At 37.8% G+C, this 14,137-nt stretch carries 9 protein-coding genes; 6 read left to right on the top strand and 3 right to left on the bottom strand.

Features of this window, described 5'->3' with window-relative positions:
• Nucleotides 1-4: 4 nt before the first annotated feature.
• The 3 genes from ABD676_RS13250 to ABD676_RS13260 form a co-directional block, all read right to left on the bottom strand.
• Complete coding sequence (locus ABD676_RS13250; RefSeq protein WP_344675194.1) at nucleotides 5-3,379, bottom strand: SusC/RagA family TonB-linked outer membrane protein; 3,375 nt, start codon at nucleotides 3,377-3,379, stop codon at nucleotides 5-7.
• A gap of 14 nt (nucleotides 3,380-3,393) precedes the next feature.
• Nucleotides 3,394-4,536: a FecR family protein gene (locus ABD676_RS13255; RefSeq protein WP_344675195.1), complete on the bottom strand. Its 1,143-nt coding sequence runs from the start codon at nucleotides 4,534-4,536 to the stop codon at nucleotides 3,394-3,396.
• A gap of 78 nt (nucleotides 4,537-4,614) precedes the next feature.
• Nucleotides 4,615-5,178 carry an RNA polymerase sigma factor gene (locus tag ABD676_RS13260; RefSeq protein WP_344675497.1) on the bottom strand — a complete coding sequence of 188 codons (564 nt, stop codon included), beginning with the start codon at nucleotides 5,176-5,178 and terminating at the stop codon, nucleotides 4,615-4,617.
• A gap of 963 nt (nucleotides 5,179-6,141) precedes the next feature.
• Here ABD676_RS13260 and ABD676_RS13265 point away from each other — a divergent pair.
• The 6 genes from ABD676_RS13265 to ABD676_RS13290 are packed head-to-tail and all read left to right on the top strand — an operon-like array spanning nucleotide 6,142 to nucleotide 13,733.
• Entirely contained in the window at nucleotides 6,142-7,938 is a 1,797-nt protein-coding gene (locus ABD676_RS13265; protein ID WP_344675196.1) for an amidohydrolase, read from the top strand.
• Nucleotides 7,939-7,985: 47 nt separating this feature from the next.
• Nucleotides 7,986-9,299, top strand: coding sequence for a cytochrome ubiquinol oxidase subunit I (locus ABD676_RS13270; RefSeq protein WP_344675197.1), 1,314 nt, complete (start codon nucleotides 7,986-7,988; stop codon nucleotides 9,297-9,299).
• 19 nt (nucleotides 9,300-9,318) lie between these two features.
• Nucleotides 9,319-10,299, top strand: a complete 981-nt coding sequence (locus ABD676_RS13275; RefSeq protein WP_344675198.1) for a cytochrome d ubiquinol oxidase subunit II — start codon at nucleotides 9,319-9,321, stop codon at nucleotides 10,297-10,299.
• Nucleotides 10,300-10,304: 5 nt separating this feature from the next.
• Nucleotides 10,305-10,487, top strand: a complete 183-nt coding sequence (locus ABD676_RS13280; protein ID WP_344675199.1) for a hypothetical protein — start codon at nucleotides 10,305-10,307, stop codon at nucleotides 10,485-10,487.
• On the top strand, nucleotides 10,480-12,141 hold the full coding sequence (locus tag ABD676_RS13285; RefSeq protein WP_344675200.1) for an ATP-binding cassette domain-containing protein: 1,662 nt from the start codon (nucleotides 10,480-10,482) through the stop codon (nucleotides 12,139-12,141). Before ABD676_RS13280 ends, ABD676_RS13285 begins: the two co-directional genes overlap by 8 nt.
• Complete coding sequence (locus ABD676_RS13290; protein WP_344675201.1) at nucleotides 12,138-13,733, top strand: ATP-binding cassette domain-containing protein; 1,596 nt, start codon at nucleotides 12,138-12,140, stop codon at nucleotides 13,731-13,733. Before ABD676_RS13285 ends, ABD676_RS13290 begins: the two co-directional genes overlap by 4 nt.
• Nucleotides 13,734-14,137: the final 404 nt, after the last annotated feature.

Genomic DNA, 14,137 nt, shown 5'->3' on the forward strand with positions numbered 1-14,137 from the left:
AGGTCTAATATTCTAGGTAAATACCAAAGTTAATACTACGTGAAAACGGATAACTGGTTCCTCTTTCCATTCGGATAGTACTGAAACGGAATAGGTCATTTGTAGATGCGTTTAAACGTAGGCGTTGTAGTTTCAATTTGGAAACAAATTCTTTACTGAAATCATAGTTCAGATTTAATGAGGCCAGCCTTAAGGTGTTTTCTTTTTGTAAGAATCGGCTGGTTAATTGTGTCTGGGACCTATCGGCAATATCTTTAAAGAATGTTTGATCTCCAGGATTTTTCCAACGATCTGTCAACACTCTTAAATCGACATTGTATTTTGGTTCTACCGATTCCACTTTGTCAACTAAGGTTGAGTTATAGACATGTTGCCCTAAGACATAATATAAAATACCTTGCAAAGAAAATCCCTTATAATTGATGGTTGTTCCAATGGTTCCATTCAATTTTGGAGCTCCGTTAGCTAATACGCGAAGGTCACTTGTTGACCATACAAAAGTTGGAGAACCATCTAACTTCTGATAAACTTCCTTACCTGTTGCTGGGTCAATTCCTAAAGACAATACACCTTTGATGTTATCTAATGACTCTCCTTCTTGGTAATACGGCGTCTGTGGTACCGAACCTACGCCATAGTCATTGTTGTTTTGTTCATTTAAGTCACGTAATGCTTCCGATATTTTAGTTAGCTTATTGATATTTCGAGCTCCAGAAGCATTAATGAACCATGAAAATCCTTTTTCACTATTTCTATAGGCTTCTAAGTTAATATAGGCTTCAATACCTTTATTTGTTACCTCGCCCATATTTTCAAAATATGTATTGTTGTGCAAGCCTAACGATGGTGCAACAGAAATCTCCGATACCATATTCTTGGTTAGCTTATGGTAGGCATTCAATTTTACATTCAAACGGCTATTAAACAATGCGCCTTCAATACCTGCACTCAAGGAATAAATTTGTGGCCATCTTAATTGGTGATTCCCTTCTCCGGAATACAAGAAGCCCACTTGTTGATAATACAAATTGTTACTTTTGATTTCATAGCTTGTCGATGTCATACCCGGAAGGAATGAATCTGCACCAGAAACACCATAGTTTCCGAATAGACGTAGCATATTAATACCTGAGTTTTCCATGAACTTCTCTCGGTGCAAATTATAGGCAAGACCGGTAGACCAGAAACTAGAAAATCTATTATCTTTTCCAAAAGCTGAAGACCCATCTACACGATAGGTTCCTTCAAGGATCAGTCGGTTATCGTAGTTATATGTACCATTTAGCATCACACCCATTAAACGGGTTACCAGGTTTTCATACGGAGGATTGGAATTGCTATAACGAGCAGCCATTTTTGGCGAAATAAAATCATCATCCATAAAACCAATTACTGAATATCCAGTATTGTTTTGGTTTGTGGATTTTACCTCTGTGTTGGCCATTAGGCTTAGAATATGTTTGCCAAAGGTTTTTCCATAGTTTACATTAAGGTTTCCCAAAACACTGTAACCATCAGCTCCACCATAGGAATAAACACCTTTTTGGGTAATGTCTGTAGCTTCAAAATAACTCGAGTGATTAGGAGAACGGAACATTTCCGACTTGGCAAAAGTTTTAGAGATCATACCTGATGCAACAACCCTCAACTCCGGCAATATATAGTACTCTAAGTTTAAGTTATTGCTAATAACGGTGGAATTGGATTCATCAATATAGGGCAAGCCTGCATCATACAGTGGGTTATATACTAATTCTGGTTTCCCATTCATCGCATAAAACTCCAAATTATAAACCCTATTTAACTCTCCTGCTTCATTATAAATACGATAATAAGGATTAATGCGGGAATAAGTGCTTAGCGATCCATAAGGAGAGTTATAAGCTTTTACATTTGAAAAGGATGCTAAATTTCTAAAAGATAACTTATTTGCAATACGGTATAATAGGTTAAATCCTGCTCCTGCACGTTGTCTTCCGGACTCTTTCATCACACCCTTAGTATCGCCATAATTTCCATCAATACTATATCGTACGCGATCATTACCTCCCTCTACGCGGATACTGTGTGCCAAGGAAGTCTTGGATTGAACAGGCTGATGAATCCAATCGGTGTTTACACCAGCAGCGGCCTCTTGATAGCGATGTTGATATATGGACTGTAAGTTCAACAAGGTATTGGTCGATTCACTGTGGTACAAACCTGAAAGCTTTTCATATTCCAACTTCTGCATCGCATTCATTAAGTTGTAATCAGAAAGATCAACTATGGAAGTAGAAGGCTGCTGTGAATAGGAAATGGTAAACTTACCATCTTTTGGCAATCTTGTTTCTAATACTAAAACACCATTAGCACCTCTTGATCCATAAAGAGCAGTAGCGGTGGCATCTTTTAGAATGGAAATGGATTCAATACGGTTGGGATCCATATCGTATAATCGCTCCATGGAAGATTCAAATCCATCGATAATAACGAGCGGAGAATTCACGGCATAGCGACCTCTTTCACTAGATCCTAAGCTTGATCCTGCCACCATGTTTTGACCACGAACAGTGATATCAGCTATGTTATTGGGATTGGACCCTTGTGAATTGTTTTCATGTATTTTGAAAGAAGGATCTAAACTTTCGATGACACTAAGGATGTTTCTATTATTAAACTTCTCTAAGTCTTTACGTGTTATGGTTGTTGAAGCCCCTGTATAAGATTCTTTAGATCTACGGGAATATCCTGTAATTACGGTCTCTTCAATGGCAATATTTCTTTCTTTCAATTGCACATTAATGTGTCTTTTTCCAGCCACATTTACAGTAACAGATTCGAAGCCCTGCATGCTGAAATGAATTTGGGAATTATCAAATGCCTCAACAGCGTATGATCCATCATCACTGGTAACACTTGCCCAATTGGAAGAGTTTTGCAACTTCACTGTAACCCCTTCGATAGGCTTATTGTTAGCATCAGTAACAGTTCCTACCAATGTAAAGTAGCTTCCTTTAGGGCCATCGTTTCTTTCCGCTGTTTGTGTTTTTTCTTTTAAATAAATGGTTTTTTTACTCAGAATCAATTCAAACGGTTGACCTTTGGACAGCTGATTCAACACCTCCTGAATCGGTCTGTTCTCTACTTGAATAGAAACGGGTTTGGCTCTTTTAAACAGGCTCATGTCACCTATAAAATCCAATCCATGCTCCCTTTTCATCTTTTCAAGGACGCGTTCAATGCTTGTGTTTTGTTCCTTTAGCGTAACATTTTGTGCAAAAGCATGAACACTAATCAGCATAAGAATGGTTAATCCCATTCCAATTACTGCTTTTCGAAAAGACAACAGAGCTTTTAGGGAACCTATTAAGGTTCCTACTTGTAATCTTGCATTCATTTTTATAATGGTTATTATTTAAGGTTAGTAATTAAAACTTCATTATTATTCCATTCATATTTGATAGGAATTACGGTATTGATTGTTTCTAAAACATCCTTTAAACTTCGCTGACGGTCAATTTGAGCATAGATACGTCTATTCTTTAATGCTCCGGCAACTTTAATTTTCACATCATACCAATTGCTCAGCTTAACTGCAGCCAATTCCAGAGTTGTGTTGGAAAAATCAAAATAACCTTCTTTCCAGTCGATTGCTCGATTGGCATCTTCCTCAAAGATTATTCTATTTCCATCGTAACTCTGGTTTGGTCGCAATTGGACTGGAAATTCCAAGTCCACTTCTTCCCCTAGCGCTGTTGCTTTATTTGTTAGTGCTATTTTTCCTTCTAATAACGTCGACTTATATTCATTATCATAATTCTGAACATTGAATCTCGTTCCTAATACTTTTACAGTGTGCTCTCTAGACTTAACATAAAATGGTCTAGTGGCATCTTTTTCAACTTCAAAGTAAGCTTCCCCATTCAACGAAACCTCCCTTTGATGCTTGGCAAAGGATATCGGATATTTTAATTCAGAATTGGAGTTAACCCATACTCTGGAGCCATCCGCCAATTGGACAGAAGTCATCCCTCCAGCCTTAGTACGAACCGTATTGTAAACAGGCTGTCCTGTTGCACTCGCCACCTTATAGGTTATCTCGCCATGTTCATTGCGAAATACCTGATATCCATCAGCATGGATGGTGTCACCATTTTTTAATTTATCAAGTTCTACTTCACGCTGGTCACCTAAAACTATCACGGCATTGGTACCTTGAGGAGCCTTTATATCGGCAAGCAGATCTTTTTGAGTATTACTCTCATGTTTCTGGCTGAAGAAATAAATTCCAAATACCAATAGAGCAGCTGCCGCAGCTGATGCATACCAAAACCGTAGAGACTTCCTTGTTGATAGTTTCTTAACAGGAATTTCAGTAAGCAATCCTTCATTTTGCATGCGTTGATCTAGGCGCATGCTGATACGATCTACCTTTTTTTCATCCAATGAAGAATCTGCCCCCAATTGTGCATACCATGCTTCAATTAGTTGCTGCTCTTCAGGAGTCGATTCTCCCTTTAGATAACGATCCAAACGATTCTTGTCAATGTTCATTGATTAATGGTTTGTTAATCCAAGGATTACTTTTTGGTTACATTCAGAACTAAGACGATTCTGAATTTCAATTGTCCCTTAGAAAAAATAAAAAATTGTAAGAATTTTAAGCTTTCCACTTAAAGCTTTGGTTATTAGGCTATATTTATTACGAACAGTCTTCTCAGAAAGACCTAAATGTTCTGCAATTTCGGTATTGCTATAGCCCTGCATACGCATTTTAAGAATCATGTTATCCTGCGGGGAATAATGAATCATTAATTTATCCAGTTCCTGAAGGAACTGCTCTTCACGGATAGTAAAATCAGACCCTTCTGCATAATCATTCTCATAATCGACTAGAGAATCCAAATATTTCCGCTCATGAACCAAGTGAGCAATATAATCCAGTACCTTATTTCGTAGGGCTCGATAGATATAGGATTTAAAATTTGTGATTTGAATAGCCGCCCTATTAATCCAGAATTTAACGAATAGATCGTGTACAATATCTTCAACGACTTCTTCATCATCCAATTTCTTTAAAGCCAAACCAATCATTGGACGTTTATAACGATTGTAAAGTTCAGAAAATGCCAACTCATCCTCATTTTTAATCAGGTCAAAAAGCTCTTCATCTGATAATATGAAATAGTTGTGCATCAAAGGGATTTTGGTTATCCGTAAAAACGCAAAACTAAACAAAATTAGCGTATTACCTTAAAAAGAAACACGTCTTTTCCTTTATGCATATCTCTTTTAAAAGTGAATAATTAAATATGCAAATGATTAGATTAAATCTGTTTTAGATTATGTGTCGCAAAAAGCTTCTTAATATTGTTTAGAAAAATTTTCTTAAATTAGAAAGAAAAATAGCATGCAGAAAATCAACTCCTTTTCTAAAGCTATTTTTAATTCAGTATCCTATTACTTATTCTAATTTTTTTTCATTCTTCTTGCCAGCAAATTAAGCAGAGCTTTGAAAAAACTTTAAACCCGAAACCTAATTCGACTGTTGAAAAACCAAAAGCAGAGGAACATATTAGTAGCTCAAGCTGCTATTGAATCATCATCGAGCACATTTAATTACAGCACAGGCACAGACAATCAACCTACCAGCAGTATTATGCCGAAGGAAAACTATTGTTTTGTAACATTTCATTATTTCTCCAAAATGATTCAAAAAAATTACGCAAATGAAAATCTGCATTTAAACCCATTGAGGCAAGATAATTATTTAAAAAAATATTAATAATGATAAATAGATGTTTAAACACGAGAAATAATTAGATATTTCCTTATTTTCAGCAAGAAAAACAAATGATCATTGAAAATCACTTGATTTCAAGTTCAACATTTTGTTTAACGCAATAGATTTCACGCTAATAATTTTAAGCAAGCAATTTTGCTTAATCATTTTGTTTAAATAATAACTTATGAGCAATAAAACGTCAAGTTAAGTCTTGCCTCATTAGCAGCAGCCTTATACGTTTCATGCACACAAATCATAAAGTTCAGCCGAATAAATTAATGCATAAGTGAATAAAGACTGTTAAGAGTACCAGCAAATAAAAACAACACATATAGCTATCAAATAATCACTATCTATTCAAAACGAAATCACATATGAAAAAAAGCATCCGACATTTACTAGTACTCACGAGTCTGCTAACAGTTAGTAGTCTTGGTTCAAATTTATATGCGCAGGAAAAAGCCGACTTGGTAATACACAATGCGAAGGTGCATAGCATGGAAAACAATTACACGGTTGCTGAGGCAATTGCTATAAAGGGCAATAAAATCATCGCTGTGGGTTCCAACCAGGAAATCAAGAAAAACCAAGGTAAAAACAGTAAGGTCATTGATGCCAAAGGCAAGACCGTTATCCCTGGTTTATTTGATTCTCATGCCCATGTGATTCGTGCTGGTCGTTTTTACAACAGTGAATTACGTTGGGATGGTGTAAAAAGCTTGGAAAGAGCATTACAATTATTAAAAGAACAGGCTCAACGAACTCCAAAAGACCAATGGGTTAGAGTGGTTGGCGGTTGGTCTCCTTTTCAATTCAAGGAACAAAGAGATCCCACATTAGAAGAAATCAATGCGGCAACTGGAGATGTGCCGACCTTTGTGCTGTACCTATATGGAAAGGCTTATCTCAATAAGGCCGGTATTAAAGCCCTCAAGCTTGATGAAAATACGGAGAACCCAATTGGTGGTTTAATAGAAAAAGACAAAGAAGGAAAGCCAACAGGGATGCTATTTGCAGAACCAAATGCTTTTATCCTTTACTCTACTTTAGGCAAGCTACCAGAGCTTAGTAAAGAGGAAAAAATCAACTCCACTTTGCAGTATATGACGGAGTTAAACCGATTAGGGATTACCTCGGTGATGGATGCAGGTGGTGGTTTCCAAAACTATCCGGATGATTACAGCATTACTGACGAATTAAATGATCAAGGTAAAATTACTTTGAGACTCCCACATTATTTATTTGCGCAAAAAAAGGGGCAAGAATTAAACGATTATACGAAATGGGTCGGTATGGTTGATGTCGGTATTCACCCTAAAGCTACAGCCATTCCAAGAGATTATTATGTGGCGGGCGCTGGAGAGAATATTGTTTCAGATGCCGGCGACTTTGAAAACTTTATTTTCCCAAGACCAGAATTGCCGGATTCCATGGAAACACAATTGCTACCGGTAATTCGATTATTGGTGAATAATAGGTGGCCATTTAGATTGCATGCTACATATGATCAGACTATCGGTCGAATGTTGGATGTCATAGAAGCTGTAAACGAAGAAAATCCTTTAAATGATCTAGTTTGGTTTATTGACCATGCGGAAACGGTTAGTGAAGCAAATCTTAAGCGTATCAAAGCATTGGGTGGTGGTATTGCCATTCAGAACAGGATGTCCTTTCAAGGAGAAAACTTCATCCGTCGATATGGCAAGAAAGCTGCGAATGAAGCCCCTCCAATTCACAAGATCTTACAAATGGGAATTCCCCTTGGATTAGGAACAGACGCTACACGTGTCTCTTCTTATAACCCTTGGATAGCCTTGCATTGGTTGGTATCAGGCAAGACAGTAGGCGATACAGAAGTATTAAGTCCTGATCATAGATTATCCAGAGCACAAGCCTTACAGCTGTTGACTAAAGGAGGCTATGAGCTTATAAAACAAGGAAATGAGAAGGGTCTTCTTAAAAAGGGATATTATGCGGATTTAGCCATTCTAGATGAAGATTATTTCAGCATCGATGAAAGTAAAATCAAGGAACTAAAAGCAAACCTAACCATTGTTGATGGGAAGATTGTATATGCCGATGAACAGTTTCCAGGCTTAACAACAAAGAAGCTTGAGGTCATCCCGGCATGGAGTCCTGTAAAACATTACGGGGGCTATCAGTATCAGTAGTATAATGCAAATGAATACAATAGGTTAAAATAAACGAAATACATCACATGGAATTATTAGCCGTTGAGTTGCTGTCCCGCTGGCAATTTGGTTTTACAGCAGCAATTCACATTCTATTCCCATCCATCTCCATTGGATTATCCTTTTGGTTAGTCTATTGGTATTACCGGTACTTGAAAACCGAGAACGAGGCTTATCTAAAGCTATACAATTTTTGGAAGAAGATCTTTGCTGTAGGCTTTGGTTTAGGTATTGTTAGTGGTACAGTTATGACCTTTGAGTTTGGGCTCAATTGGTCGCGATATGCACATGCTGTAGGTCCAATTTTAGGGGTCATCATCAGTATGGAGGTTATAACTGCCTTTTTCCTGGAGGCAGGCTTTATTGGTATTATGCTTTATGCAGGCAAGCGAGTAAGTAAAAAGGTGATGTTTTTGGCTACTTGTATGGTTGCCTTGGGGACTCTGATGTCCATGACATGGATTATGAGTGCCAACTCTTGGATGCAGACTCCGGGAGGCTATGAGTTTGTCAATGGTCAATTCCTTCCCAAAGATTGGATGGCCATCATCTTTAATAAATCTTTTGTCATTCGATTACTTCACATTGTATTGGGTGTAGCCTTGACCAGCACCTTGGTGGTTAATGGGGTCTCTGCCTATTATCTTTTGAAAAAAAAGGATGTATATATACATCGTCGGGTATTCAATCAAGCTATGGTTTTCTTGACGATACTTATTCCCTTTCAACTTTATGTAGGGGATGAGACGGCATTATTAATCGGACTCGAAGGCGGACAGACCGGGAAATTATTAGCTCTGGAAGGCCATTTCAACGATGAAAGTGCCGATTGGTTGATCGCCATTGATGCCAATCAAAAGGAACAGAAAAACAACTGGCAATTCGGAATCCCTAAGCTTGGAGGGCTATTGATAAATAAGGACCCTAATAAACCAATCCCCGGATTGAATAATGTTCCTGTAGAAAATCAACCTCCTGTCAATACGATATTTTACACCTTTCGGATCATGTTTTTCATTGCTATTCTAATATACATATTCGTATTTGCAGGTCTATTTGCTCGAGTCCGAGGGACTTTTTTTACAAGTAAATTTCTACAGAAGTTTGCGGTATATATGTCTCCTATTGGCTTTGTTGCTATTGTCTGTGGTTGGTTAACAGCAGAAATTGGTCGTCAACCCTTTGTGGTCTATGGCCTTTTGCGGACAGATGAAGCCTATAGCATGCTTACAGAAAAACAGGTAGCAATAACCCTATCTATGATCATACTGATTTATGCTTTTGCCATCATTATGTATTTACGGTATTTCCAAAAACAGGTTAGAGTAGGTTTAAAATAATCCAATAAGAAAAAGCGATATGACAATTGAAATTTATATAGCATTAGCATTGATCGGATTTGCATTGACATTCTATTTGATGTTGGATGGTTATGACGTAGGATTGGGAATTATGCTACCCTTTCAAGGAAATATTCAGGATCAACGTGTTTTGGTTTCCATCGTACAATCGAGTTGGGATGGAAATGAAAGCTGGATTATCTTAATCGGGACTATGCTCTGGGGCGCATTCCCTGGTGTTTATTCTACCGTATTGCCAGACCATTACATTTATCTCTACATTATGCTGTTCGGCTTTTTCCTAAGAGCGGTGAGCATGGAGTTTCAAGGAACTAAAAGACAATTTGCCCAATATTGGCGCTATTTGTTTTTTCTGTCTAGCTGGATGATCGTACTCCCTCAAGGCCTAATCTTCGCAAGTATTATCTGTAGTTTCTTAAATCCTGCAGTAGTTAATCATGTCATCATGAACACTTGTATTGTTCTATTATTGGTTTTGATGTATGGGATTAATGGAATGAATTGGCAATACATGAAATCAGTAGGACGCGTGAAGAAAAAGGCTGTTCTATTCAGCAGGTGGTTGATCGTTTCATTTCTTCTGATCTTCTCCATCAGCTTATGGATGTTGCTTCAAAAAAATGCCATATTAATCAGCTTCAGTAAGGAGCGTGCCATTGCGCTTATTGCAGTTGCGGTACTAATATACATGGTCTTGATATTCATGTATTCCTATTACAGCTTTAAGAAAGTACAACAACATGTAGCCACCTTTTATGCCGCATTAATGATAGATTTATTATTGGTTATAGGCCTAGGATTATTTATGTTCCCTTATATTAGTCCGGAGGTGTTAATAGAAAATACAGCATCCCCAAGTCCAAGCAGTATTCGCTTTTTGGTGATTGGAGTAGGTTTATGTATGCCTATGGTACTTTGGTATAATTTATTTGCTTATCGCGTTTTTAAAGGAAAACAGAAATACGTCAATAAACACTAAACATTATGAAAATATTATCTCGTATTGTGTTGAATTTAATATTCCTGGTCATTGGCTCCCTCCTATTCTTTGCCTTCTTAGGTGTGCTAGGAATGGCAACTGCATTGATATCAGGAGCAGTATTCGGAATTCTAGCAGGAAGTCTCTTACCAAACCTTCTAAAGAAAAGAAACGATATTGATGCTTAAAGAATCAAAAGAGTGGTTGCATTCATATATTCCTAGCATAAAAAAGTATTGGATTTTAGGGGCAATATTTACCCTCGCGGGATCTATATGTTTTGTTGCTTTTGCCTTTTCGATTTCTCAATTCTTATACCTTTGGTTGAATAAAACCGTTGAAGAGAATTATTTATACCTTGCTGTGGTCGCCGTAATTCTTCGCTATATTTTCAATTATTTCAGCCAGCATTATAATGAACTGGCAGGAGAGAAATCCATGCTCTCCATGCAATCAGATTTCTTAAAAGCCAGCTTGAACAACCAACAGGTCAAACCAAGTGAAGCTGTACATATTTATAGCGATTTGTTGGAAGACACGAAACCTTACTTTAGCAACTTTATCCCAACTGGTATTGCCTCTGTTCTGGTAAGTGGAGCACTCATCTTGGTGTTCTTTTATATTGATCCCATTGTTGGGGGAATATTACTGCTCTCCTTACTGTTGATTCCCCTTCAGATGATTGCCGTTGGTTATGGCGCAGAGTCCATTCATCAGAAAAATATTCAGCTATTCTTACGATATTCTTCCGTATTCTACAATAGAATTCAATCCATAACCAGTATTCAGAATTTAGGAAAGCTAAAACAACAAGAAGAATTCATTCAGGAAAAAAGTACCGAAGTAAATGAGGCAAATATGAAGGTTATGCATGTAGCTATGCTTTCTTCTACTTTGATGGAGTTCTTCATTACCTTCAGTATTGCCATCGTTGCGCTCTATTTAGGATTAAGTTTACTGGATTATTTACCCTTTCACGAAAGAGGTGCTGGCTATCATTTTGGAAATGCGATGTTCCTATTGATGTTAACCCCCTTTTATTATGTTTACCTCAGGAAATTTGTTAGTGCCTATCACGATCGCAATAAAGCAATAGCAGTTGCTGAACAGGCGTATGAAATTATTAAGGAACAATCATTTCCTACTGTTACAACCTCCAAAGAACTTATAGAAAACAGCATGTTCTCCACAATTCATGTCCAGGATTTATGTTTCCAATATCAAAGGCAAGGCCAGATGGTGTTGCAAGACCTAAATTTCGACTTGCCAAATAAGGGCTTAGTTTGGTTAAAAGGAATATCCGGATCGGGTAAATCAACTTTGTTAAAACTGCTGACAGGATATTTAAATCCAAGCTCTGGAACAATTACGCTAGATAATTATTCAGTGGAAGAAACCGAGGAGTGGTTGTTAAAAAATACGGGCTATTTTAACCAGCACACTTTTGTGTTCACCGATAGCATCCGAAAAAACATTGCATTAAATCAAGATTTTTCAGAGTCTGAATGGACTGAACTCTTAAATTTTTCTGGCTTTCAACAGGTGCTAACAAGCAACCAATGGGACCTGGATGTTAGACTAACAAATAATGCAATTCAGCTTTCTGCCGGTCAAAAACAACTCTTAGGATTTGCTAGATTATTAGCTGAGCAAAAACCAGTTTTATTATTAGACGAACCTACAGCAAACCTGGATTCGCATTCCGAAGAGGTTCTTTTTCGTAAATTAATGGAACTCTCCAAAACCAAATTAGTCATCCTCGCAACGCATCAAACATCCGTAAAAGAATTAGCAGATTTCCAATTGGAACTATCGCTAGGTAGTCAAATCCATTTTTCATGATTAGACATATCCTACAATATTTCCTACACAAGAATCGTACTTCTTGGATCATTGGCCTAATACTCGCCATTATCTGGAGCATTTCCTTTATTGCTCTTCCTACAGTTGCTGGTTGGTTCTTAGTCGTTTGTTCCATAGTTTTTGCTACGGGCAATAGCACCTTCTCTTATTTATTCCCTTCCTCTATCATTCGCTTTATTGCCATTGTCAGGACGGCAACCAAATACTTCGATAAAACGAGAAACCATAAGACCGTACTTGGTCTAGAGCAATACCTACAGCTCCAAATTTTCAAGAATCTAGGCGCTCTACCCTACTATGAAAAGCAAGTTCATGACCATTCTGAAATTGCCCATACAAGCCTTAAAGGAATACAGGCCTTATCCAATTTTCTATTGCTTTGGTTCTTCCCTTTTATCGCTTTTCTGGTTAGCTCCGTCATTGCAGGCATCATCTTATGGGACTATGCCCTCAGCTTTGCCCTTATGTATGTTGCTTATGGGGCAATTGCTTTTTTCCTTGTCCCAACGATATTGCTAAGGAGAAATAAAACGCTACACCAAAAGGCGCAGGAGATTAAAAGAGAACAGAAAAAACAGCTTCTGGAGACTTTCGAAGCTTCAATCGAAATCAAGAAACTTCAATTGGCAGCATTCGTAATAGATCAACAGCAAGGCCAAACTAAAGAATTGCACAAGCTGAATAACATGATCCGTAAGCAGGCTATTGCCTTACAGCAAGTGGCGGGCCTATTATTCACATTGCTGGCTATCAATCTGTTGTTTCTATTTAGTTCTGCCGGAGAATCGGTACAAGTCAGTACAGGTATCTTCTTGGGAATTCTGGCCCTTACAGAACTAGCAGAACTATTGTTCTTCCAAAAGGCAATTAACAAGGAATTAAAGGCCAATGTACAACAGATCGATAAGTTGCTAGCGACAACAAAAGCTATAGATTGCTCTACAAGTCTGCCAAAATTGAATAGTTTGGAATTAAGTAATTGGTCTGCTAAAATACCGAATGAACCGCATCCTTTTCCTACATTGAACTTCAAGCTTCAAAAAGGCAAATGGCATGCCTTAGTTGGTCCTACTGGTGTTGGAAAGTCCACCCTATTAAATAGCTTATTCTATCCCGAATACCAAGCCTCTGGAAGCATGACGTGGAATGGCTCCCCCATACAGAAGCTACCCATTCCTCAATGTATTTACATGAGCCAAAATGCCAATCTACTGACAGGAACCATTCAGGAAAATTTCCTTCAATACTCAGAAGCTGAAATAGAACATATCCTTAACCTGGTCGATCTAAAAGAATGGTACACTCAATTACCGGAAAAGCATCACACTTGGATAGGTGAAAAAGGAGTCACCTTAAGTGGGGGACAAAGAAAGAAGCTGTTGTTAGCACAAAGCTTTATTCAATCTCCTGAGTTGATAATCCTCGATGAACCTACAGCAGGAATTGATAAAAGTAGCGCAAGACTGATTTTGGATAATTTAAAGCGTGAGTTTCCAGAGGTTACAGTTCTGCTTGTGACACATCAGCTGGAGTTGTTAGAGCAAGTGGATGAAGTGGTGAGGGTTGGTTGATAGAATGGGTAATGATAACTGCTGCCTTTTATCTGAATGACTTGCATGTCCCTTTTGTGAATCCTGTATAAAAAACCTGGGAATTGTAGGATTTAATATGAAGTGATTTACCTAAGACCTTAACTAATTACGATTGTATTTCCTTTGGGTTTGGCTTAGGATTGCTAGTAGTTAAGCTTGATATTGCTTCGATACTCTAATGGATTTTCTAAGGATCTTACACGGATCTCTTTCGGATCTCGTTCGCTTCTAACCGAACGAGATCCGAAGGAGATCCGAACAAGTTCCGAAGGAGATCCGATGGAGTGTCAAAGAAAACCCTTGGAAGAGACGATTAGACCACAGACAAAAGACAAAGAGACAACCTCATGAAACGGGAGTAAAATCAGTAAATTTTCTAACTG

It is taken from the genome of Sphingobacterium kyonggiense (assembly GCF_039536825.1).
GTDB lineage: Bacteria > Bacteroidota > Bacteroidia > Sphingobacteriales > Sphingobacteriaceae > Sphingobacterium > Sphingobacterium kyonggiense.